Below are 21,713 nucleotides of genomic sequence, written 5' to 3'. Positions count from 1 at the left end.
CAACCTGTGACCTTGTGTTGGGCGGAGTCTAAGAGCGGCAAATTGTCGTGATGAATGTACTAGGTCAATTTGCCGGACATTTTTTTCATGGCGGGGATTCGGGGCGGCTTTGCGGCCTGTCGCAGGCTTCCAGTCCTGCTTCAAAGCTCATGGATCTGCGGGTATTGGCCGAACAGTTCATGCATGTCGGCCAGGGCCTTGCGCATCTTGGTGTCCGAGCATTCAGCGCCAACACACAACCTGACCGCCCGTGGCCGTGGCGTACCGCGCACCAGGAACGGTTCCGGGGGCGTCACGGCGATATGCCGACGGCGCAGTGCCCTGACCAGGCTGTCGACTTCCCAGTGCGCGGGTATGCCCAGCCAGGCACCGAGCGCCTGCGCCGGGTTGCCCAAAAGGTACTCGCCCAGGTGTTCGCGCACCATCGCCTGGCGGGCGCTGATCAGCTTGCGCTGCAGTTCGGCCAACTGCGCCGCGCGGCCGTCGTTGATCCAGCGGGTGGCGATCTCCGCCACCAGCGGGGTAGCCATCCAGCTGTTGACCCGCAGGATGCTCTCGGTGCGTAGCGCCAGGCGCTTGGGCATCGCCAGGTAGCCGACCCGCAGCCCGGTGAGCACCGACTTGGTCATGCTGGTGCAATAGAACGACAGCTCCGGCGCGTAGTGGCTGATCGGCGGCGCATGCCGCTCGCCCAGCAGGGGGCCGTAGACGTCGTCCTCGATGATGTGCACGCCAAAGCGCCGAGCGATGGCGGCGATCTCCCGGCGCCGGGCGTCGGGCATCAGGCTGGTGGTGGGGTTGTTGAGGTTGGGCGTGCACACCAGAGCCGTGACCCGCTCGTTGCTGCACAAGTCCTCGAAGTGCTCCGGGTCGATGCCGTCGCGGTCCATCTCCAGGCCCTTGAGAGTGAACCCCAGCACCTGCGAATTGCCGATCACGCCGTGGTCGGTCAGCCCCTCGCAGAGCACCACATCATCCGGCCCGGCCAGCGACGCCAAGGCCAGGAAGATGCCATGGGCCGCGCCGTTGGTGACCAGCACGTCGTCGCGCTCCACATTCATGCCCAGTCCGGCCAGCCAGCGCACCGCGGCCTCGCGATGGCTCTCGAACCCGGCGATCGGGCGGTAGGCATGGATCCAGGGTTGGTCCTCTTCCACGCTGAGCTCGGCGCAGGTGTCGCGCCAGATGCGCTCGTGCGCCTGGGTATGCAGGATGCGGGTGATGGAAAAATCCACCAGGGTACGCTCGGGCAGGTCGATGATGTCGTCAGCCACCCGGTCGCTCATGCGTCGGCTGACGAAACTGCCACGGCCAATCTCGCAGCGCACCAGGCCTTGGCGCTCCAGTTCCTTGTAGGCATTGGTCACTGTCTGCACGCTGATTCCCAGGGCATCGGCCACCTGGCGCTGCGGTGGCAGGCGCTGGTCATGGACCAGCTCGCCGCGCTCGATCTCCCCGGCGATGGCCTGCACCAGCAGCTTGTACTTGGACTCGCCGATGCGCGCAGAGTCGAGGACGTTCTTCCAGTTCTTCATGTGTATCGCTTCGCTGACCGGGACTGCACACAGCATCGCCCGCGCAGGATCTTCGGGCAATTGTCCTAGTGCAATCCCATCGGCTGCGGGGCTTTTGTATGCTCCGGCCCAAGGTCGACACCCGTAAGTAACAAGACTACGTCGGCCCGCCGGAACGCTCGGGCTGTGCACCGATCGAACGACACACCCGGCCTTCGCTGTTTTGCTCCACTGCCTCCTAAACACAGAGCCGTCGCCGACGGTTTGATAACAAAACAGGAGATTCATTGATGAGCCAGCCTTCCCCCAACGCGGTTTCTTCCCTCAAGCGCCTGCTGGTGGCCTGTGCGGCCATCGGCCTGGCAGCCAGCGCCCAGGCGACGACCCTCGACACCATCAAGGAAAACAGCCGTATCCGCATCGGATATGCCAACGAAACCCCGTTCGCTTTCACCGAGACCGATGGTCGAGTCACGGGCGAATCGCCCGAGATCGCCAAAGTCATCTTCCAGAAGATGGGCATCAAGCAAGTCGATGGCGTGCTGACAGAATGGGGCTCGTTGATCCCTGGTCTGCGGGCGGGGCGCTTCGATGTGATCGCCGCCGGCATGTACATCACGCCGGCGCGCTGCAAACAGGTGATCTTCACCGACCCGCAGTACGCCTTGCCCGACACCTTGCTGGTGGCCGCCGGCAACCCCAAAGGCCTGCACAGCTATGCCGACATCGCCAAGAACCCCGACGTGAAGCTCGCGATCATGGCCGGTACCGTCAACCTCGCCTACGCCCGCGAATCCGGGGTCAAGGACGAGCAGATCCTTCAGGTACCCGACACCACGGCGCAGTTGCAAGCCGTGCGTGCCGGTCGCGCGGACGCCGCCGTGGGCACTCAGCTGACCATGAAGGGCTTGGCGAAAAAGGGCGGCGACAAAGTCCAGGCGATCACCGACTTCACCGACGATCCGTCCCATACCGGCTATGGCGCTCTGGCGTTCCGCCCAGAGGACAAGGACCTGCGTGATGCGGTCAATGCCGAGCTCAAGCGCTGGCTGGGCAGCGAGGAGCACCTGAAGACTGTCGCGCCGTTCGGCTTCGACCGCTCCAACGTGACCGACAAGACCGCCGCCGAGCTGTGTGCCCAGCAATGAATCGAGGTGGCATGGCGCTTGCCATGCCGTTCCCTGCGTAATCCGATTATTCAGGTCGAACCATGGGTGAATTGATACCGCTGTTACTGCAAGGCGCCTGGATCACTGTCCAGGTCACATTCTTCGGCTCGCTGCTGGCCATTGTCGCCGCGATACTCGCGGCCCTTGGCAGGCGCTCGTCCTGGCGACCCTTGAGCTGGTTCTGCGTGGCGTACATCGAGCTGTTTCGCGGCACGTCGCTGCTGGTGCAGCTGTTCTGGCTGTTCTTCGTCCTGCCGCTGCCGCCGTTCAACCTTGAGCTGAGCGCCTACACGGTGGCCATCGTCGGCCTGGGGCTGCACATCGGTGCCTATGGCGCCGAAGTGATGCGTGGGGCCATCGGCTCGGTGGCCAAGGGGCAATATGAAGCCTGCGTCGCCCTCAACATGCCGCCGGCCACCCGCTTTCGCCGGGTCATCCTGCCCCAGGCACTGCTGGCGGCGATCGCTCCGGGCACCAACCTGTTGATCGAGCTGCTCAAGAACACCTCGCTGGTGTCCTTGATCACCTTGTCAGACCTGAGCTTCCGCGCCCGCCAACTGGATCAGGCGACCTTCCAGACCCTGGAGATCTTCAGCCTGACCCTGCTGCTGTACTTCGTCTTGGCGCAAGTCATCAACTTCACCATGCGCGGCGTCGAACGGCGCCTGGGCCGTGGTCGCCTGCGGGGGAGCCTGTCATGAATATCTGGGACTGGAACTACGTCGCGCAGATCCTGCCACAGTTGCTGCAGGCCTCGATCAAGACCCTGGGCATCACGCTGGTGGGCTTTTTGATCGCGATCGTTCTGGGGCTGTTCCTGGCGATCGGTCGACGTAGCCGGCAAGTGGTCATCGCCTGGCCGGTGACCTTGCTGATCGAGTTCATCCGCAGCACACCGCTGTTGATCCAGGTGTACTTTCTGTACTACGTGCTGCCCAACTATGGCGTGAACATGAGCGCGATGCAGGCGGGCATCCTCGGCATCGGCCTGCACTACGCCTGCTACCTCGCCGAGGTCTATCGCGGGGGCCTGGACGCCGTGCCGCGCAGCCAGTGGGAGGCGGTGGTGGCGCTGAACTTCGCGCCCTGGACGGCCTACCGCACGGTCATCCTGCCCCAGGCGGTGCGACCGATCCTACCGCCATTGGGCAACTACCTGATCGCGATGCTCAAGGACACCCCGGTGCTCTCTGCCATCACCGTGGTGGAAATCATGCAGCAGGCCAAGAACGTCGGCTCCGAAAGCTTCCGCTACCTGGAGCCGATCACCCTGGTCGGTCTGTTCTTCCTGGCCTTGAGCGTCGCTCTGGCCTATCTGGTTCGGCGCCTCGAAGTGCGCCTGGAGTTACGCTAATGATCGCGCCTGTCTCGAACCTCGCCACCCTCACCACCAGCCCCCTGCAGCGGGACCACGCCATGCCGGAACCGGCCATCGCCCAGCCGATCGTCGCCTTTCGCGACGTGACCAAACGCTACGGCAACTTCACCGTGCTCGATGGCCTGAACCTGGAAGTCGCGCCGGGCGAGAAGGTGGCGATCATCGGCCCCAGCGGCTCGGGCAAATCGACCTTGCTACGGGTACTGATGACCCTGGAGGGTATCGACCAGGGCATGATCGAAGTGGACGGCGAATCGCTGACCCACATGCCAGGACGCAACGGCACCCTGGTGAGCGCCAACGACCGCCATGTGCGCCGCGTGCGCTCGAAGATCGGCATGGTGTTCCAGAGCTTCAACCTGTTCCCGCACATGAGCGCCTTGCAGAACGTCATCGAAGCGCCAGTGCAGGTCCTTGGCATCAAGCCCGCCGAAGCCCGAGAGCGCGCCGCTGAACTGCTGGAAATGGTCGGGCTGGGCAACAAGTTCGACCATTACCCTTCGCAGCTCTCAGGTGGCCAGCAACAGCGGGTGGCCATCGCCCGGGCCTTGGCCATGCGGCCCAAGGTGATGCTGTTCGACGAGGTCACCTCGGCCTTGGACCCGGAGCTGTGCGGTGAAGTGCTCAATGTCATCCGCAGGCTCGGCAGCGAGCACAACCTGACCATGCTCATGGTCACCCACCAGATGGGATTTGCCCGCGAGTTCGCGGATCGGGTGTGCTTCTTCTACAAGGGGCAGATCCACGAACAGGGCGCGCCCGCCCAGCTGTACGAGCATCCTCAGCAGGAGCGGACCCGGGCGTTTCTGAGTGCGGTCAGGGAAGCCAACTGAAGGCCATCCTGTGCCATTTTCCATGGCCCGTTCGCGGCGTCGAACCGCCGCGAAGCAGGCGGCGCGGTGGAGCAGGGCAATCGCTCCCACACGCACCGCGCTGGGTGGCCTCAGGTCTCTGTGGCCTGTGCCTCGGCGTGGGTGCGTTTGACGGCGGATTTCTTTTCCTGGACGACGATGTAGAACTCCTCGCCATGCTTGACCGCGCCATACAGTACGGCTTTCTCGATCAGCTCGTTGCCGCGCAGGTGACGCAGCATCATCGGATCGCGGCGCAGGTCGCGGTAAAGCGCCAGGCACAGCAGCACCATCACGATCACGAACGGCAACGCCACGACGATCGTGAGGTTTTGCAGCCCGGTCAGGGCCTCGCCTGGGTTGGCCGGGTCACCGATCGCCAGCATGATCGCCGCTACCGTGCCGGTCAGCGCGCCCCAGAAGATCACTGTGGCCCGGGACGGCTCCGTGGTGCCGTGCTCGGACAGCGTGCCCATCACCAGGGAGGCGGCATCGGCGCCGGAGACGAAGAAGATACCCACCAGGATCATGATCAATACCGAAGTCACCGACGCCCACGGGTAGCTTTCCAGCAGCTCGTAGAGCGCGTGGTTGCTGTTCACGGCGCCATTGACCAGGGTGAAGGTGCCTTCTTGCAGGGCATCGATACCGGCACCGCCGAAGATCGTGAACCAGATCAAGCTCACCAGGCTAGGCACCAGCAGCACACCGGTGACGAACTGGCGAATGGTGCGCCCGCGGCTGATGCGCGCGATGAACATGCCGACGAAGGGCGTCCAGGAAATCCACCAGGCCCAGTAGAACACGGTCCAGCCGGCCAGCCAGTTGTCCATCTGCTCGCCACCGCTGGCGCTGGTGCGCGCCATCATTTCCGGGAGCATCTTGATGTACACGCCGATCGAGGTCGGCAGCAGGTTGAGCATCAGCAGCGTCGGGCCGACCATGAAGGTGAACAGCGCCAGCACCAACGCCAGCACCATATTGGTGTTGGACAGCCACTGGATGCCCTTGCCGATACCGGACACCGCCGAGGCGACGAAGGCCACGGTCAGCAGGGTGATGATCGAGATGTAGAAGATTTTGCCGGGATGCTCGATCCAGCCGTTGTACTCCAGGCCGCCGGCGATCTGCAGGGCGCCCAGGCCCAGGGAGGCGGCGGAGCCGAACAAAGTGGCGAAGATCGCCATCATGTCGATCACGCGGCCGATGGGGCCGTTGGCATGGCGGCCGATCAGCGGTCGGAACGCCGTGGAAATCAGCTGCGAGCGCCCGCGCCGGAACGTGCCGTAGGCGATCACCAGGCCGACGATGGCGTACATGGCCCAGGGGTGCAGCGTCCAGTGGAACAGGGTAGTGGCCATGGCCACCTGCATCGCCTCGCTGGTTTGTCCGGCGGCAGTTCCTGGAGGCGGGGAGACGTAATGCGACAGTGGCTCAGCCACGCCGAAGAACATCAGACCGATGCCCATGCCGGCGCTGAACATCATCGCTACCCAGGACACGGTGCGAAACTCCGGCGCCTCGCCATCGCGCCCCAACGGGACTTTTCCATAGCGGCTTGCGGCCAGCCACAGCACGAAGACCACGAACAAGGTCGAGGTGAGAACGAAGAACCAACCGAAATGGACGATGACCCAGGACTGGGCGGTGGAGGCGCTTTTGGCCAGGCTCGCTTGGCTGACGAAGCCCCAGATGACGAATGCGACTGCGAGGATGCTGGTGATGCCGAAGACAATCCAGTCGATCTTGCCTTCGAGGTGACGATCCTTCTTGGCTTCTTCGGTCTGCGAAGGATCTGTCACGCCAAGGGCGAGTGTTTCAACGTTCTCTTCCTTTGCCATGTGTCGTAATGCCCCTTTTGTGGGTGCCTGGCCGCTGCAGGTTTGTTGTTGTTGTGCTTGCCGCTACGCGACGACGTGCGACCCGGTCAGGCCGAGCCGCCAAGCGGCGATTATCCTGCCGGCCAAAGGGGGCTTCCTATTCCCAGACCGTCCTGGCACGTCCTTGTTACGACGCCATGGCGGGCTGCCGATTTGGCCGTTGGGCCAGAAGATGAGCCGGAACACCTAGTGAAATCTTCGTAGGACTATCCTTTTCAGCGACATCAAGATCACGACCAGAGGAGGTTAGGTATGCACCTGTTCACAGGCGGTTGCCTTTGCGGTCAGGTCCGCTTCGAGGCTTCGGGGCAGCCCTATAGAGTGGGGCTTTGTCATTGCCTCGATTGTCGAAAACACCATGGGGCACTGTTTCACGCGTCGGCGATTTTCCCCGAAGAGGCGGTGAAGGTCGAAGGCCGGACGGGTGACTATGCCGGACGGTTTTTCTGCCCGCGCTGCGGTTCGTCGGTGTTTTCGCGAAGCGGGGATGAGGTGGAGGTCCACCTCGGAGCGCTGGATGCGCCAGATCAGTTCACGCCAACTTACGAAAGTTGGACCGTTCGGCGTGAAGCGTGGTTGCCGGCGTTCCCGTTCGCCCGACATTACACGGGCGATCGGGAAGGGACGGGGCGTACCGAGGGCTGATTTCGACCCGACAGTCTCGCTTGCAAAGCCATCGCCTCTCGCCCGCGCTAGCCGCTCAGAGCCAGTAGGTCACCGCCCACCAGCCCAGCCCGCCCATGACCACGGTATAAGGCAATGCCATCCATACCATCCGCCCGTACGACAACCGCACCAGCGGTGCGATCGCCGAGGTCAGCAGGAACAGGAACGCCGCCTGCCCATTGGGCGTGGCCACGCTGGGCAGGTTGGTGCCGGTGTTGATCGCCACCGCCAGGGTCTCGAAGTGCTCACGGTTCATGGCGCCGTTGAGAAACGCCTGCTTCACCTCGGTGATGTAAATCGTGGCGACGAACACGTTGTCGCTGATCGCCGACAGCAAGCCATTGGCCAGGTACAGCATGCCCGGCTGCTGGTCGGCCGGCAGAGCCAGGACCCACGTGATCAATGGACTGAACAACTGCTGCTGATGGATCACCGCGACCACCGCGAAGAACACCACCAGCAGTGCGGTGAACGGCATCGCATCCTGGAACGCACGGCCCAGGCGGTGCTCGTCGGTGATGCCGGTGAAGGCGGTGATCAGCACGATCACCAGCAGGCCGATCAGGCCGACCTCGGCAACGTGCAGGCCTAGGCAGACAATCAGGATCAGTGCGGCGATCCCCTGTACCAGCAAAGCGACGCGCTGGGCCGAGGTCCGCGCGGCATCGTCTTCGGCCGCATAGCTGGCCAGCACCTGGCGCACGCGCTCGGGCATCAGCGTGCCGTAACCGAACAACCGCAGCTTCTCCAGCAACACGCACGTCACAAGGCCTGCCGCCAGTACCGGCATCGACACCGGCGCCACCTTGTAGAAGAAATCGGCGAAATGCCAGCCCATCTCATGGCCGATCAGCAGGTTCTGTGGCTCGCCTACCAAGGTGCACACCCCGCCCAGGGCCGTGCCCACCGCGCCATGCATCAACAGGCTGCGCAAAAAGGCGCGGAACTGGTCCAGGTCTTCACGGTGCAGTTGCGGCACCTGGTGGTCGCTGTCGAGTTCGGACTCCTCGCGCGGGTTGGCGCCGGAAGCGACGCGGTGATAGACCGCATAGAAACCCACTGCGGCGCTGATGATCACCGCCGTGACGGTCAAGGCATCGAGAAACGCCGACAGGAATGCCGACAGCACGCAGAACAGCAGCGCCAGGATGGCCTTCGAACGCACGCCTAGCAGGATCTTGGAGAACAGGAACAGCAGCAGTTCCTTCATGAAGTGAATGCCGGCGACCATGAACATCAGCAGCAAGATCACCGGAAAATTGTGCTGCAGCTCTTCATAGAGGGCCTGGGGCGTGGTCATCTCCAACAGCAGCGCCTCGATCAGTAGCAAGCCGCCGGGCATCAACGGGTAGCACTTGAGCGCCATGCCCAGGGTGAAGATGAACTCGATCACCAGCACCCAGCCGGTGACCACCGGACCGAGGGTTGCCAGCAGCACGGGGTTGAGCACGAGGAACAGGCAGATGACGGCCTTGTACCAGAGCGGCGACTGGCCCAGGAAGTTATGGGCGAGAGCGCCGGTCAGGGAGCGGGACATGAATTTGTATCCTTTTGATTCAGCAGTCGCGCAAGGTGCCCGATGCGGGCGTCAGGTGCAAGGCGTTCAGTCCCGCTTTTGGCACAAGCACGGCCTTGAGGGTGCGTTATAGTCCGGCGCGTGAACCTTTTACCTACAGGAGTACTGCCCGTGACCGAGTACCGCGCATTCAAGGTTGAGTTGACCGACAACATTGCCCATGTGCAGATCAACCGTCCGGAAAAGCTCAATGCCATGAACGGCGACTTCTGGAAGGAAATCATCGACATCTTCCAATGGATCGACGACACCGACGCGGTGCGCGTGGTGGTGCTGAGCGCCGCGGGCCAGCACTTCAGTGCAGGTATCGACCTGGCCTTGCTGGCTCAGCTGGCCGGGCAAATGGGCAAGGACGTGGGCCGCAATGCGCGCCTGCTTCGGCGCACCATCCTGGGCCTGCAGGCCTCGTTCAATGCCGTGGACAACTGCCGCAAACCGGTGCTGGCGGCGATCCAGGGCTACTGCCTGGGCGGTGCGATCGACCTGGTCTCGGCCTGTGACATGCGTTACTGCAGTGCCGATGCGCAGTTCTCGATCAAGGAAATCGACATGGGCATGGCCGCCGATGTCGGGACCTTGCAACGTTTGCCGCGTATCATCGGCGACGGTGTGATGCGCGAAATGGCCTACACCGGACGCCATGTCGTGGCGCACGAGGCCCAGCGCATCGGCCTGGTCAATCAGGTGTTCGACGATCAGGCCGCACTGCGTGAAGGAGTCTTTGCCTTGGCAGCGCAAATCGCGCAAAAATCTCCGATTGCGGTGAGCGGCACCAAAGAGATGCTCAATTACATGCGCGACCATCGCATTGACGATGGCCTGGAGTACATCGCCACCTGGAACGCCGCCATGTTGCAGTCCGAAGACCTGCGGGTCGCCATGGCGGCGCACATGAGCAAACAGAAACCGACCTTCGCCGACTGACCGGGGCGGGGGGACGCGCTTTTAAGGATCCCGAAATGTCAGCACGTTGGACTACCGCAGTACTCGACCCGCAGATCACCGGCGGCCTGGCCGTCGCCCGTGGCCCGGAAGGGTTCCTGATGGATGACAACGGCGCGCTGTTCCCCCGCGATTGGCTCAAGGAGCAAGACCTGGACGTGCTCTGCGAGCATGGCATCGGCCACCTGGACGGCCAGCCGGTGTTCCTGCTCGAGCTGCGTGGCAGTGCCGAAGTGTCCGGCTGCAGCTGGCGCGGCCTGCGCCAGTTCATGCTCGAAGGCGACATGCTGACCTACACCCTCTTGGGGTATGCCGCGCAGATCGGCACCTGGGCGCGCGAACATCGCTTCTGCGGCAGCTGCGGCCAGCCGATGACCCAGATCCGCTGGGAGCGGGCGATGTACTGTCAGCCGTGCGACCTGCGCAGCTACCCGCGCATCTCGCCGAGCATGATCGTGCTGATCACCCGGGGGGATGAAGTGCTGCTGGCGCGCTCGCCGCGTTTCGTCACGGGCGTCTATAGCACCCTGGCCGGCTTTGCCGAGCCAGGCGAGTCGGCCGAGGACTGCCTGGTACGGGAGGTGCGCGAGGAAGTGGCGGTGGAGGTGAAGAACATCCAGTACGTGGGCAGCCAGTGCTGGCCCTTCCCGCACTCGATGATGCTGGGCTTCCATGCCGAGTACGCGGGCGGCGAGATCGTCATGCAACCGGACGAGATCGAGGACGCCCAGTGGTTCAATGTGCACGATCTGCCGCCGCTGCCTGCCGGGCGCTCCATCGCCCGTTACCTGATCGACCTCTACGTGGCACGTCGCCTGGGCCTACCCGACCCAGTGCTGCCACACTAGGCGTACAGTCAACGCCAGCACCACGGCGATGAACACCGGGCGGATGAACTTGCTGCCGCCGCTGATCGCCGTGCGTGCGCCGAAGAAGGCGCCGACCATCACCGACAGGCCCATGCACAGGCCGACGATGTAATCCACCTGCCCGGAAATGATGAACACCGTCAGTGCCGCGATGTTGCTGACGAAGTTCATGCTGCGCGCCACGCCGCTGGCACGCACCAGGTCGATGGGGTAGAGCAGCAGGGTACTGACCGTCCAGAACGCCCCGGTGCCGGGGCCGGCCACGCCGTCATAGAAGCCCAGGCCAAAGCCCTGGGGGAACTGCCACTTCTTCTTGATCGGCGCGTCGGCATCCAACGGTGCCTTGGGCGTCCCGCCGAACAACAGGTAGACGCCACAGGCGAAGACGATCACCGGCAGCATCTTGTTCAGCCAATCGGCCGGCATGTAGTGGGCGGCCAGCGCCCCCAGCAGCGCGCCGACCAAGGTACCGACCAACGCCCGGCGCCACTGCGCGGGGTGGAACAGCTTGCGTCGGTAGTAGGTGAAGCTGGCGGTGGCCGAGCCGAAGGTGGAGCTGAGTTTGTTGGTGCCCAGCACCAGATGGGGCGGCATGCCGGCGGTGAGCAAGGCCGGGGTAGTGAGCAGCCCCCCGCCGCCAGCGATGGCGTCGATGAAACCGGCCACGAAGGCGACCAGGGCGAGGATGAGCAGGGTGAGCGGTTCTACGGTGAGTTCGAAAGGCATGGGGCTTTTACAGACAGGGCGGCGAGTGCGGCAAAAGGCCGCGCTAGAGGCGGTACAGGGTAGTCCTCAAGGACGGGGAATACCAGTCATGCCATGGAGTAGGTGAAGCCCCAGGGATCCGGGGGCGCTTTGCGGCTCCTTGCAGGCTACGCCAGGCCCCAGATCCCCTCCTGCCTGTTCCCGTCAGACGTAGTCGCGCAATCGGTACCACGCCTTCGCCGCCGCCTCCAGGGGCGCGGCCATCAGCTCGCCGCCTGGGAAGCGGCCATTGTCGATGCCTTGGTACAGCCCCAGCAGGTCTTCGTCGCCGAGGATCGCATCGCTCACCGCCCGGGCCGCGGCCAGGGTCGGCAGCACGCCATGCCCCGAGAAGCCCTGCAGCCAGTAGCGTTGGCCCAGACGGCCGATATCCGGGGTGCGCTGGATGCTGCAATCCAGATGACCGCCCCAGGCGTAGTCCAGGCTCACCCCAGTGAGCTGCGGGAACACACGCTCCAGGTAGGGGCGCGTGGCGCTGGCGACGTCCTTGGGGATGCCTCCGAGGTAGGTGCAACCGCCGCCAAACAGCAGGCGATGGTCTGGCGTGAGGCGGAAGTAGTCGGGGACGAACTGGTTGTCGATCACGCAACTGTTGCGCGGCAGCAGCGACTGGGCCATGGCCGGATCCAGCGGCGCGGTGGCCACTTGGTAGGAGCCGACCGGCAGCAGACGGCGCGACAGGTCGCGGTCGAGGCGGTCGATGTAGGCGTTGCAGGCCAACACCAGCACCTGGCTGCGGACTTCGCCCAGGCCTGTACGGGCGACGAAGCCGCTCGAGCTTTCGTGGTAGTCGAGCACCTGGCTTTGCTCGAAGATCTGTCCGCCCGCGGCTTCGATGGCGGCGGCCAGGCCCTGGGCCAGCTTGAGGGGGTTGAGGTGGGCACCGTTGGGATCGTACAGGGCAGCCTGGTAGCGGGGGCTGTCGATCCAGTCGGGCAGCTCGTCACGGCCGATCAGGCGCAGGCAGTCGTAGCCCCATTTCCGTTCGGCTTCGTGCTTGGCTTCTTCGAGTATTTTCACGCGGCGAGGCATCACTGCGGTCCACAGGCTGCCGACCCGGTAGTCCACGTCGAAGCCGTGGCGTTCCGGCAGCTCGCGCATCTCTTCGGCGGCCCAGCGCATGCTGTCCCAGAGGCGCCGGGCGCGTTCGACGCCCAAGGCCTTTTCCAGCGGCGGCATGTCACAGGACCAGCCCAGCAACGCCTGGCCACCGTTGCGCCCGGAAGCGGCCCAGGCCACCCTGCTGGCCTCCAGCACGACCACGCGCTTGCCGGCCAGGGCCAAGCGCAGTGCCGTGTGCAGGCCGCTGAAGCCGGCGCCGATGATCAACACGTCGGTGTCCAAGGCGCCTTGCAGGGCAGGGCGCAGCGGGATCGTGGTGGGGTAGGTCTGGGCGTAGTAGCTGGCAACGTGCTGCGCGGACTGTTTGAACATGCGGGCCTCGTGAAATTTGTTGTTATTAATTTCATGAAAAAGTAACAGAAAAAATTCACGACGCCAGCCCCTTCATGGGTAAAGGCTTAACGGGAGCCTGAAAATGCCCTATATGATTCGGCTCCGATTACCTCGACCCGCGGAATACCTCGATGCGCCGTCTGCCTTCCCTGACTGCCCTGCGCACGTTCGAATGCGCCGCCCGCCATGGCCACTTTGGCCGTGCTGCCGCCGAGCTGTGCGTGACCGACAGCGCGGTCAGCCACCAGATTCGCCAACTGGAGGATCAGCTTGGCGTGGCCCTGTTCGAACGGGCGGGGCGCCAGGTGCGTCCGACCACCGAGGCCGAGCGCCTGCTGCACCATTTACAACAGGCCTTCGAGCTGATCGGCAAGGCCTGTGACGAGCTGCGCGACCCTGCCTCCCAGGCCGTGCTGCGGGTCGCGGTCACGGCGGAGCTGGCGCAGAAATGGTTGGTCGCACGGCTTGCCGACTTCAGCAGCCGTTATCCGCACATCACCTTGCACCTGCACGAACAGCCCATCAACGCGGGGGCTCCGGCTTTGGATATCGACATCGCCATCACCTACGGCACCAGTGCGCTGGATGCCAGCACCCACTTCGTACGCCCGTTGCCGCTGTTGCAGTTCTTCCCCGTGTGCAGCCCGGGCCTGTTCAACCAAGGCGGGCTCAAGCGCCCACGGGACTTGGTACGCCATTGTCTGCTGCACGATGATCAGGACGGACGCACCTGGACCACCTGGCTGGCCACGCACGCCGAGGACGCTTTGCCCACCCGCCAGCTGTACTTCCCCCATGCGGCGCTGGCCCTGGAGGCGGCGGTACTGGGGCAGGGCGTGGCGATGGGCGACAACCTGACCTGCCAGGCCGACCTGCAAAGTGGCCGCCTGGTGCGCCCGTTCAGCGCTAGCGTGACCGCTCAGGGCCAGTACGCGTTGGTGTGTGAGCGCCTGCGTCTGGAGCGGGGCGCGGTGGCCGAATTCATCGACTGGTTCACCGAACAGATCACCGAACCTTGAATTGAATTCAGCTATTGGCAAGTTTTCATCGTTGGAAGCCTGAGCCCGCGCGGCGTAGCGTGCAGTCATCACTCACCGATGACGAGGTTGACCCATGGCACGTTCGCTCACCACCACCCCCAAGGCCGATGGTTTCCGCCTGCCTGGCGAATTCGAGCGCAAGACGCGCTGCTGGCTCGGCTGGCCGGAGCGTCCGGATGTGTGGCGCAACGGCGGCAAGCCTGCGCAGAAGGTCTGGGTCGACATCGTCACCGCCATCGCCTCCAGCGAGCCGGTGACCGTGTGCGCCTCCGCCGCCCAATACGCCAATGCCAGGCGCCTGCTGCCAGCTCATGTGCGGGTGGTGGAGATGACCTGCAACGACACCTGGTTCCGCGACAGCGGCGCCTGCTTCGTGGTCAATGACGGTACCGGCGAAGTGCGCGGCGTGGATTTCGAGTTCAATGCCTACGGCGGTTTGGACGGCGGCCTCTACTATCCCTGGGACAAGGACGATCAGATCGCCCAGAAGATGCTCGAAATCGAGGGCCTGGACCGCTACCGCGCCCCCCTGATCGCCGAGCTGGGTGGCATTCAGAGCGATGGCCAGGGCAGCCTACTGACCACCGAACAGTGCCTGCTCAACCGCAACCGTAACGCCCACCTGGGCAAGGAGGAAGTCACCCGCAGGCTCGAGGATTACCTGGGCGCCGAGCAGGTGATCTGGCTGCCGCGTGGCTGTAAGTTCGACGAGACCGATGGCCACGTCGACGACCTGGCCTGCTTCGTGCGCCCAGGCGAGGTGGTGTTGCAGTGGACCGATGATCGCAACGATCCGCAGTGGGAGATCTACCAAGAGGCTTATGACATTTTGCGCAGCACCCGTGACAGCCGTGGCCGCGAGCTGAAGGTACACAAGCTGCCGCAGCCCCAGGTGCTGGAATGGACCGCCGAGGAAGCGGCCGGGCTGGACCAGGTCGACGGCACCCACCTGCGCCAGGCCGGCACCCGGATCTGCGCCTCCTACATCAATTATTACGCCGGCAACTCGGCCATCGTCGTGCCGCTGTTCGGTGATCGCAATGACAGCGTGGCGCAGGCCACCTTGGCCGAGTTGTTCCCTGATCATCGCATCATCGGTATCGAGAACTCGCGGGAGATCCTGCTCGGTGGCGGCAACGTCGCCTGCATCACCATGCCGCAATACGCCGCTGGAGGTCGCTGATGAAACTCGCCCCGCTGGTCTTGGCGGTCGCCCTGGGTTGCGCAGCGTCGGCGGCCCAGGCAGCCGACGCACAACAGCCGACCGTCAATCTTTACATCTGGGGCGAATACCTCGCCCCGGACACCTTGGCCAACTTCCAGAAGCAGACCGGCATCCGCGTGGTGGCCGACCACTTCGACTCCCTGGAAACCGCCGAGACCAAGTTGCTCACCGGTGGCAGTGGCTACGACGTGGTGCTCAGCGCCGGCCAGCACCTGAGCCGGGCGATTGCCAGCGGTGCCCTGCAGCCGCTGGACAAGAGCAAGTTGCCGCACTTGGCGGGCATCGGCGAGGAGTTTCGCCAGCACATGGCGGTGTTCGACCCGGGCAATCGCTATGCCGGCACCTACGCCTGGGGCACCACGGGCGTGGGCTATCAAGAGCAGGCGGTGGCGGCGCGGCTCGAGGATGCGCCGCGCGACAGCTGGGCGATGCTGCTCGATCCGCAGGTGGTGGCGAAGTTCGCCGATTGCGGGGTGAGTTTCCTCAACGACCCTAACGAGGTGTTCGCCGCGACGATGCGCTACCTGGGGCTGGACATCAACCAGCAGCGCCTGGAAGACCTCAAGACCGCCGAGGCGCACCTGCGCAAGGTGCGTCCGTATATCCGCTATTTCGACAACGACCGCAATATCAACGACCTGGCCAACGGCGAGACCTGCGTGGCAATGTCGTGGAACGGCAACGTGGCCATCGCCCAAGCCCAGGCCGAGCAGGCGGGAAAACCGTTCACGCTGGATTACAGCATTCCCAAGGAAGGCACGTTGATCTGGCTGGATGCGCTCGTTGTGCCTAAGGATGCGCCGCATCCGGAGGCGGCGTGGAAATTGATGGACTACCTGATGCGGCCGGAGGTGATCGCGCCAATCACCGACACCATTCACTATGCCAACGCGATCACGGCGGCCGACGCTCTGGTGGACCCGAAGATCCGCAATGCGCCAGGGACCTATCCACCCGCCGACGTGAGGGCGCGGTTGTACAGCAAGAACGACAATGCCAAAGCCTTCAACCGGGAGCTGACCCGGGCGTTCAGCCGGCTCAAGAGCGGGACCTGACAGAGGGACGTTTGCCTATTCCGGCCCTTTCGCGGGTAAACCTGCGAAAGGGCCGGAATAGGCGACGCATCAACGCGAAGCCTTGCGTCGTGGTTGCCTCGGCTTGCTGCCCGTAGCTTTGGCGCTGTCGCCAGAAGCCTTGCCTTTCCCGCCACTGCGCCGTTTTTTCTTCCAAGGCGCCCCCTTGCTCCCCGCCGGCACCGGCGGCCCGCTGATGGTCAGGCGCATGCCGCTGCAGCGCTGCACCAGCTTGCCCATCCAGGCCGATTGTCGGGCGACGAACTCTTCCAGGCTCATCTCGCCGCTCTGCACCATGTCCAGCGCCTGCTCCCAGATGGCGGTGGTACCGGGGTCGGCGATGGCGCGGGGTACGGCGTCGATCAGGCTGAAGGCAGCCGGTGTGGCGGACAGGGCCTTGCCGTTCTTAACCAGGTAACCGCGGTCGAGCAGGCCCTGGATGATGCTGGCCCGGGTGGCCTCGGTGCCGATACCGGTGGTTTCCTTGAGCTTCTGCTTGAGCAGTGGGTCGTCCACCAGCTTGGCGACGTTCTTCATTGCCTTGATCAGATCGCCTTCGGTGAAGGGTTTGGGCGGTTGGGTCCACAGGTCCTTGAGTTGCAGGTCATGCACGGCGCAGGCCTGGCCTTGGTTCAAGGTCGGCAACACCTGAGGCGGTGGCGCTTCGCGGCCTTTGGCCGGGGTCAGCGCCTCGGGCAGGGCCCGACGCCAACCAGGCTCGACGATCTGCTTGCCTACCGCGCGCAGGGCGTGGCCGGCGCAGTCGAATTCGGCCTGGGTGCGATCGTACTCGTGGTTGGGCAGGAACTGCGCCAGGTAGCGGGCACGGATCAAGGTGTAGACGGCCTTGTGCTTGGGTGGCAGGCGCGAAGGGTCGCTGGCGGCGGCGGTGGGGATGATGCCGTGGTGGGCGCTGACCTTGGCATCGTTCCAGGCCCGCGAGCGGCGCTGGGGCTCCAGGTGCGCTTGCAAAGGCGCAAGACTGCCGTCGGCGCGTTGCAGGGCGGCCAGGATCCCCGGCGCCTCGCCATGCTGGCTGAGCGGCAGGTAGCCGCAGTCGCTACGTGGGTAGGTGATCAGTTTGTGAGTTTCGTACAGGGCTTGGGCAATATCCAGGGTCTCCTGGGCGCCGAGGCCGAGCTTCTTGGAGCAGACCTCCTGCAGGGTGCCCAGGTCGAAGGGCAGGGGAGCCGCTTCGCGCACGCGTTCGGTGGCCACCTTGGTCACCTGGGCGCTGCCGGCGGCCTGCATGTCGACGGCGGCTTGCTGGGCCAGTGCCGGGTTCAGGCAGCGGCCCTGATCGTCACAGTTATCTTCGGGCGCTCGCCATTGAGCGGTGAAGACGCTGCCGCTGCTCTGGAGTTGCACATCGATAGCCCAGTAGGGCACCGGCACGAAGTCAGCGATGCTGCGGTCGCGGTCGACCACCAGGCGCAGGGTCGGTGTCTGTACCCGGCCCACCGGCAGCACGCCCTGGTAGCCGGATTGGCGGCCCAGCAGTGTGAACAGGCGGCTCATGTTCATACCGATCAGCCAGTCGGCGCGGGAGCGGCCGAGGGCCGAATGGTACAGGCTGAAAGTCTCCTGCCCTGGCAGCAGGCGGGCCAGGGCCTTGCGGATCGAGGCGTCGTCCAGGGCCGAGAGCCACAGGCGTTGGATCGGGCCGCGGTAGCGACAATGCTCCACCAGCTCGCGGGCGATCATCTCGCCTTCGCGGTCGGCGTCGGTGGCGATCACCAGTTCCCGGGCTTCACCGAGCAGGCGCTTGACGGCCTTGAACTGGCTAGCGGTCTTGGGCTTGACCAGCATCTTCCATTTTTCCGGAATGATCGGCAGGTCCGCGAGGTTCCAGCGCTTGTAGCGCTCGTCGTAGCTGTCGGGCGGGGCGGTTTCGAGCAGGTGGCCGATGCACCAGGTCACGCAGACGTCGGAGCCTTGCCAGCAACCGTCGGCCTTGCGGGTGGCGCCGAGGACTTTGGCGATGTCCTTGGCCTGGGAGGGTTTTTCGCAGAGGAACAGGCGCATGGCCGGGAACGCTTCATCGCAAATGAGGGCGCTAGAATGCGCAAGCCAGGGCGCGGAAGCAAGCTTTGTCTGGATGGATATACAGCTTTTTGTCAGGGCGCGTTTCAGCGTCCTCCTTGACTGTTCGCGGGTAAACCCGCTTCCACAGGTGCTTCGCTGAGCCCTGTGGGAGCGGGGGTTACCCGCGAATAGGTCCGTCGAATCAGACGACTTGCGGGTCAGGCCGGTTCGCGGGAGTCGCGCACCATGTCCACATGCGGGATGCCGGCCTCGAGGAATTCCTCGCTGACCACGCGGAATCCCAGGCGCTCGTAGAATGGCGTGGCGTGTACCTGGGCGCTGAGCATCTGCTGCTTGAGGTCACGGTTCTGCGCTTCGACGATCACTGCGCGCACCAGGGTGTCGCCGACCTTCAGCCCGCGCCAGTCCTTGAGCACCGAGATCCGCCCGATGGTGCCATCGGGCAGCAGGCGTGCGGTGCCGATCGGGTAGTCCCCTTCCAGGGCCAGGAAGTGCAGGGCGTCCTGGTCTTCAGCGTCGAACTCCAGCTCTGGTGGAATGTGCTGCTCGGCGACGAACACCGCCTCGCGGATGCGGCGGATATCGGCGTTGTCTTTATGCCAGTCGGCGAGGCGAACGCTGATCTTATTCATTGGCAAATCCCAGGCTTCCTTGTTTGACCAGCTGGCACAGCAATGTCAGACCTTCTTCGTCTTCGAGCCACTGAGAAAGGTTTTCGATGTGCAGCGCGTCGGCGGCGCAGATCAGCTTGAGCAGCTCACGCAGATGGCCCGAGAGCAGGCGGCTCTGGCCGCTGGCGAACAGCAGCAGGTTGTCGTCGACTTCCGACCAGGCCATGCGCGCGCTCGGGTTGCGGATCAGGATGGCGCCTTGCTCCAGGCTGTCGATCAGGTCTTCTTCGCTCAGCTCTTCGCCGGTCACCAGCTCCGGATAGCGCGGCTCGGTCATGAACTGGCCGAACCAGGTCAGCAGCAGGCGCTCGTCACCCATGTGCTCGGCCAGCAGGGCCTTGAGGCGGTCCAGGGCATCGTGCTGGATCTGGTGAGGATCTGCGGCAGGCTGGGCGTCGGCATCGCTGTAACGCTCCTCGTCCGGCAGGAACTGGCTGAGGAAATCGGTGAAGTGGGTCAGCACTTCAGCGGCGCTCGGGGCGCGGAAGCCCACCGAATAGGTCAGGCAGTCGTCTTCGGCCACGCCGTAGTGGGCCAGGCGCGGCGGCAGGTAGAGCATGTCGCCAGGCTCCAGGGTCCATTCGCTGCTCTGTTCGAATTCGGCGAGGATGCGCAGGTCGGTGTGTTCCAGCAACGGGCTGTCGCTGTCGCACATCTGGCCGACTTTCCAGTTTCGCTTGCCGTGGCCCTGGAGCAGGAACACGTCGTAATTGTCGAAGTGCGGGCCGACGCTGCCGCCTGGCGCGGCGAAGCTGACCATCACGTCATCGATACGCCAGCTTGGCAGGAAGCGGAAATGCTCCAGCAGCTCGGCGACTTCCGGGACGAACTGATCCACTGCCTGGACCAACAGGGTCCAATCGCGCTCTGGCAGGGTGGCGAAAGTGTCTTCGGCGAAGGGGCCGCGGCGCAGCTCCCACGGGCGCTCGCCGTGCTCGAGCACCAGGCGAGACTCGACTTCCTCTTCCAAGGCAAGGCCGGCCAGTTCGTCAGGGTCGATCGGGCTTTCGAAGTCCGGGAAGGCCTGGCGCACCAGCAGGGGCTTCTTCTGCCAGTAGTCGCGAAGGAATTCACGGGCCGTCAGGCCGCCCAGCAGCTGCAGTGGAGTATCAGGATTCATGTTCAACCTATTGAAAAAACGTAATTTTCATCCGGGAATAAAAACGCCCGGCCAGGCCGGGCGTTGATCACGGGGCGCAGGTCAGATGCGTTTGGCCTGGGCCGCCGCGTTGCCGATGTAGGTAGCTGGGGTCAGCTGCTTGAGCTCGGCCTTGGCTTCAGCTGGCATGTCCAGCCCATCGATGAACGCCTGCAGCGCTTCGGGGCTGATGCCCTTGCCGCGCGTGAGCTCCTTGAGCTTCTCGTAGGGGTTCTCGATGTTGTAGCGGCGCATGACGGTCTGGATCGGCTCGGCCAGGACTTCCCAGCAGGCGTCCAAGTCTTCGGCGATGCGAGCGACGTTCACTTCCAGCTTGCCGATGCCCTTGAGGCTGGCCTCGTAGGCGATGACGCTATGGGCGAAGCCCACGCCCAGGTTGCGCAGCACGGTGGAGTCGGTCAGGTCACGCTGCCAGCGGGAGATCGGCAGTTTGCTGGCCAGGTGCTGGAACAGGGCGTTGGCGATACCCAGGTTGCCTTCGGAGTTCTCGAAGTCGATCGGGTTGACCTTGTGTGGCATGGTCGAGGAGCCGATCTCGCCGGCGACGGTCTTCTGCTTGAAGTAGCCCAGGGAAATGTAGCCCCAGACGTCGCGGTCGAAGTCGATGAGGATGGTGTTGAAGCGGGCGATGGCGTCGAACAGCTCGGCAATGTAGTCGTGCGGCTCGATCTGGGTGGTGTAGGGGTTGAACTGCAGGCCCAGTTCGTCTTCGATGAAGGCGCGGGCGTTGGCTTCCCAGTCGATCTGCGAATAGGCCGACAGGTGGGCGTTGTAGTTGCCCACGGCGCCGTTGATCTTGCCCAGCAGCGGCACGGCGGCGACCTGGGCGATCTGGCGCTCCAGGCGGTAGACCACGTTGGCCAGCTCTTTGCCCAGAGTGGTCGGCGAAGCCGGCTGACCGTGGGTGCGCGAGAGCATCGGCACGTCGGCGTGGGCGTGGGCCAGGGCGCGGATGGCCTGGGCGATCTGGCGCATCAGCGGCAGCAGCACTTCGTCACGGCCGGCGCGCAGCATCAGGGCGTGGGACAGGTTGTTGATGTCCTCGCTGGTGCAGGCGAAATGGATGAATTCGCTGACCTTGGCCAGTTCCGGCAGGGTCGCGGCCTGCTCCTTGAGCAGGTATTCGATGGCCTTGACGTCGTGGTTGGTGGTGCGCTCGATTTCCTTGACGCGCTCGGCGTGCTCGAGTTTGAAATCGGTGGCCAGGGTGTCCAGCAGGGCATTGGCTTCGGCGGAGAACGCCGGCACTTCGCCGATCTGCGGGTGGGCGGCCAGACGCTGGAGCCAGCGCACCTCGACCAGGGCGCGGAAACGGATCAGGCCGTACTCGCTGAAGATGGGGCGCAAGGCCTGGGTTTTGCCGGCGTAGCGGCCGTCTACAGGGGAAACCGCAGTGAGCGAGGAGAGCTGCATGGGGTGTTCTCGGACAGTCAG

The 21,713-nt window shown here is 64.3% G+C and carries 19 protein-coding genes; 10 read left to right on the top strand and 9 right to left on the bottom strand.

Annotation, left to right across the window (positions count from 1 at the left end):
• Positions 1-140: 140 nt before the first annotated feature.
• Positions 141-1,535: a PLP-dependent aminotransferase family protein gene (locus AB1N67_RS15510; protein WP_043212184.1), complete on the bottom strand. Its 1,395-nt coding sequence runs from the start codon at positions 1,533-1,535 to the stop codon at positions 141-143.
• A 269-nt stretch (positions 1,536-1,804) separates the two neighbouring features.
• Here AB1N67_RS15510 and ehuB point away from each other — a divergent pair, with 269 nt between their 5' ends.
• The 4 genes from ehuB to ehuA all read left to right on the top strand — a co-directional run bounded on the left by ehuB (position 1,805) and on the right by ehuA (position 4,894).
• Complete coding sequence (gene ehuB / locus AB1N67_RS15505) at positions 1,805-2,662, top strand: ectoine/hydroxyectoine ABC transporter substrate-binding protein EhuB (RefSeq protein ID WP_043212186.1); 858 nt, start codon at positions 1,805-1,807, stop codon at positions 2,660-2,662.
• 62 nt (positions 2,663-2,724) lie between these two features.
• Entirely contained in the window at positions 2,725-3,384 is a 660-nt protein-coding gene (gene ehuC, locus AB1N67_RS15500) for an ectoine/hydroxyectoine ABC transporter permease subunit EhuC (RefSeq protein ID WP_043212187.1), read from the top strand.
• Positions 3,381-4,037 carry an ectoine/hydroxyectoine ABC transporter permease subunit EhuD gene (ehuD, locus tag AB1N67_RS15495; protein WP_102082432.1) on the top strand — a complete coding sequence of 219 codons (657 nt, stop codon included), beginning with the start codon at positions 3,381-3,383 and terminating at the stop codon, positions 4,035-4,037. Before ehuC ends, ehuD begins: the two co-directional genes overlap by 4 nt.
• A gap of 62 nt (positions 4,038-4,099) precedes the next feature.
• The gene (gene ehuA / locus AB1N67_RS15490; protein ID WP_102082448.1) at positions 4,100-4,894 is read left to right on the top strand and encodes an ectoine/hydroxyectoine ABC transporter ATP-binding protein EhuA; all 795 of its coding nucleotides are present in this window, start codon (positions 4,100-4,102) and stop codon (positions 4,892-4,894) included.
• 110 nt (positions 4,895-5,004) lie between these two features.
• Here ehuA and AB1N67_RS15485 read toward each other — a convergent pair whose 3' ends face one another.
• A complete protein-coding gene (locus AB1N67_RS15485) occupies positions 5,005-6,753 on the bottom strand; it encodes a BCCT family transporter (protein ID WP_043212194.1) in 1,749 nt (582 codons plus the stop codon).
• A gap of 291 nt (positions 6,754-7,044) precedes the next feature.
• Between AB1N67_RS15485 and AB1N67_RS15480 the strand changes: the two genes are divergently transcribed.
• Positions 7,045-7,437 (top strand): GFA family protein, encoded by a 393-nt coding sequence (locus AB1N67_RS15480; protein ID WP_070572581.1) that lies wholly within the window; start codon positions 7,045-7,047, stop codon positions 7,435-7,437.
• A 55-nt stretch (positions 7,438-7,492) separates the two neighbouring features.
• On the opposite strand, the gene nhaB is transcribed toward AB1N67_RS15480, so the two are convergent.
• On the bottom strand, positions 7,493-8,995 hold the full coding sequence (gene nhaB / locus AB1N67_RS15475) for a sodium/proton antiporter NhaB (protein ID WP_367863167.1): 1,503 nt from the start codon (positions 8,993-8,995) through the stop codon (positions 7,493-7,495).
• Between the two features lie 150 nt (positions 8,996-9,145).
• On the opposite strand from nhaB, the gene AB1N67_RS15470 reads away from it, so the two are divergent.
• Both AB1N67_RS15470 and nudC read left to right on the top strand, forming a co-directional pair.
• Positions 9,146-9,958 carry a crotonase/enoyl-CoA hydratase family protein gene (locus tag AB1N67_RS15470; protein ID WP_317847047.1) on the top strand — a complete coding sequence of 271 codons (813 nt, stop codon included), beginning with the start codon at positions 9,146-9,148 and terminating at the stop codon, positions 9,956-9,958.
• 35 nt (positions 9,959-9,993) lie between these two features.
• Positions 9,994-10,824 (top strand): NAD(+) diphosphatase, encoded by an 831-nt coding sequence (gene nudC / locus AB1N67_RS15465; protein WP_070572574.1) that lies wholly within the window; start codon positions 9,994-9,996, stop codon positions 10,822-10,824.
• On the opposite strand, the gene AB1N67_RS15460 is transcribed toward nudC, so the two are convergent.
• Positions 10,798-11,571, bottom strand: coding sequence for a TSUP family transporter (locus AB1N67_RS15460; protein WP_043212203.1), 774 nt, complete (start codon positions 11,569-11,571; stop codon positions 10,798-10,800). The genes nudC and AB1N67_RS15460 overlap by 27 nt on opposite strands.
• A 183-nt stretch (positions 11,572-11,754) precedes the next feature.
• A complete protein-coding gene (locus AB1N67_RS15455) occupies positions 11,755-13,044 on the bottom strand; it encodes an FAD-binding oxidoreductase (RefSeq protein WP_043212205.1) in 1,290 nt (429 codons plus the stop codon).
• Between the two features lie 152 nt (positions 13,045-13,196).
• On the opposite strand from AB1N67_RS15455, the gene AB1N67_RS15450 reads away from it, so the two are divergent.
• From AB1N67_RS15450 to AB1N67_RS15440, 3 genes are all read left to right on the top strand, one after another.
• Complete coding sequence (locus AB1N67_RS15450) at positions 13,197-14,084, top strand: LysR substrate-binding domain-containing protein (protein ID WP_043212206.1); 888 nt, start codon at positions 13,197-13,199, stop codon at positions 14,082-14,084.
• A 94-nt stretch (positions 14,085-14,178) separates the two neighbouring features.
• Positions 14,179-15,288 (top strand): agmatine deiminase, encoded by a 1,110-nt coding sequence (gene aguA, locus AB1N67_RS15445; protein ID WP_043212208.1) that lies wholly within the window; start codon positions 14,179-14,181, stop codon positions 15,286-15,288.
• Positions 15,288-16,385, top strand: a complete 1,098-nt coding sequence (locus tag AB1N67_RS15440) for an extracellular solute-binding protein (protein WP_090344487.1) — start codon at positions 15,288-15,290, stop codon at positions 16,383-16,385. Before aguA ends, AB1N67_RS15440 begins: the two co-directional genes overlap by 1 nt.
• A 69-nt stretch (positions 16,386-16,454) precedes the next feature.
• Here AB1N67_RS15440 and AB1N67_RS15435 read toward each other — a convergent pair whose 3' ends face one another.
• The 4 genes from AB1N67_RS15435 to purB form a co-directional block, all read right to left on the bottom strand.
• Complete coding sequence (locus AB1N67_RS15435) at positions 16,455-18,428, bottom strand: DNA topoisomerase III (RefSeq protein WP_182942721.1); 1,974 nt, start codon at positions 18,426-18,428, stop codon at positions 16,455-16,457.
• Between the two features lie 218 nt (positions 18,429-18,646).
• Positions 18,647-19,081 carry a GNAT family N-acetyltransferase gene (locus AB1N67_RS15430; RefSeq protein ID WP_043212214.1) on the bottom strand — a complete coding sequence of 145 codons (435 nt, stop codon included), beginning with the start codon at positions 19,079-19,081 and terminating at the stop codon, positions 18,647-18,649.
• Positions 19,074-20,240 carry a cupin domain-containing protein gene (locus tag AB1N67_RS15425; RefSeq protein WP_043212218.1) on the bottom strand — a complete coding sequence of 389 codons (1,167 nt, stop codon included), beginning with the start codon at positions 20,238-20,240 and terminating at the stop codon, positions 19,074-19,076. The genes AB1N67_RS15430 and AB1N67_RS15425 overlap by 8 nt, the downstream gene beginning before the upstream one ends.
• An 81-nt stretch (positions 20,241-20,321) precedes the next feature.
• The gene (purB, locus tag AB1N67_RS15420; protein WP_043212220.1) at positions 20,322-21,692 is read right to left on the bottom strand and encodes an adenylosuccinate lyase; all 1,371 of its coding nucleotides are present in this window, start codon (positions 21,690-21,692) and stop codon (positions 20,322-20,324) included.
• Positions 21,693-21,713: the final 21 nt, after the last annotated feature.

This window comes from Pseudomonas guariconensis (assembly GCF_040822035.1).
Lineage (GTDB): Bacteria > Pseudomonadota > Gammaproteobacteria > Pseudomonadales > Pseudomonadaceae > Aquipseudomonas > Aquipseudomonas guariconensis.
Note: the sequence above shows the minus strand (reverse complement) of the source record. Positions and strands in the feature narration are given on the sequence as shown.

Coding starts and splice junctions, on each gene's coding strand:
- AB1N67_RS15510 (WP_043212184.1), bottom strand. CDS start 1,535: ATGAAGAACTGGAAGAACGTCCTCGACTCTGCGCGCATCGGCGAGTCC.
- ehuB (WP_043212186.1), top strand. CDS start 1,805: ATGAGCCAGCCTTCCCCCAACGCGGTTTCTTCCCTCAAGCGCCTGCTG.
- ehuC (WP_043212187.1), top strand. CDS start 2,725: ATGGGTGAATTGATACCGCTGTTACTGCAAGGCGCCTGGATCACTGTC.
- ehuD (WP_102082432.1), top strand. CDS start 3,381: ATGAATATCTGGGACTGGAACTACGTCGCGCAGATCCTGCCACAGTTG.
- ehuA (WP_102082448.1), top strand. CDS start 4,100: ATGCCGGAACCGGCCATCGCCCAGCCGATCGTCGCCTTTCGCGACGTG.
- AB1N67_RS15485 (WP_043212194.1), bottom strand. CDS start 6,753: ATGGCAAAGGAAGAGAACGTTGAAACACTCGCCCTTGGCGTGACAGAT.
- AB1N67_RS15480 (WP_070572581.1), top strand. CDS start 7,045: ATGCACCTGTTCACAGGCGGTTGCCTTTGCGGTCAGGTCCGCTTCGAG.
- nhaB (WP_367863167.1), bottom strand. CDS start 8,995: ATGTCCCGCTCCCTGACCGGCGCTCTCGCCCATAACTTCCTGGGCCAG.
- nudC (WP_070572574.1), top strand. CDS start 9,994: ATGTCAGCACGTTGGACTACCGCAGTACTCGACCCGCAGATCACCGGC.
- AB1N67_RS15460 (WP_043212203.1), bottom strand. CDS start 11,571: ATGCCTTTCGAACTCACCGTAGAACCGCTCACCCTGCTCATCCTCGCC.
- AB1N67_RS15455 (WP_043212205.1), bottom strand. CDS start 13,044: ATGTTCAAACAGTCCGCGCAGCACGTTGCCAGCTACTACGCCCAGACC.
- AB1N67_RS15450 (WP_043212206.1), top strand. CDS start 13,197: ATGCGCCGTCTGCCTTCCCTGACTGCCCTGCGCACGTTCGAATGCGCC.
- aguA (WP_043212208.1), top strand. CDS start 14,179: ATGGCACGTTCGCTCACCACCACCCCCAAGGCCGATGGTTTCCGCCTG.
- AB1N67_RS15440 (WP_090344487.1), top strand. CDS start 15,288: ATGAAACTCGCCCCGCTGGTCTTGGCGGTCGCCCTGGGTTGCGCAGCG.
- AB1N67_RS15435 (WP_182942721.1), bottom strand. CDS start 18,428: ATGCGCCTGTTCCTCTGCGAAAAACCCTCCCAGGCCAAGGACATCGCC.
- AB1N67_RS15430 (WP_043212214.1), bottom strand. CDS start 19,081: ATGAATAAGATCAGCGTTCGCCTCGCCGACTGGCATAAAGACAACGCC.
- AB1N67_RS15425 (WP_043212218.1), bottom strand. CDS start 20,240: ATGAATCCTGATACTCCACTGCAGCTGCTGGGCGGCCTGACGGCCCGT.
- purB (WP_043212220.1), bottom strand. CDS start 21,692: ATGCAGCTCTCCTCGCTCACTGCGGTTTCCCCTGTAGACGGCCGCTAC.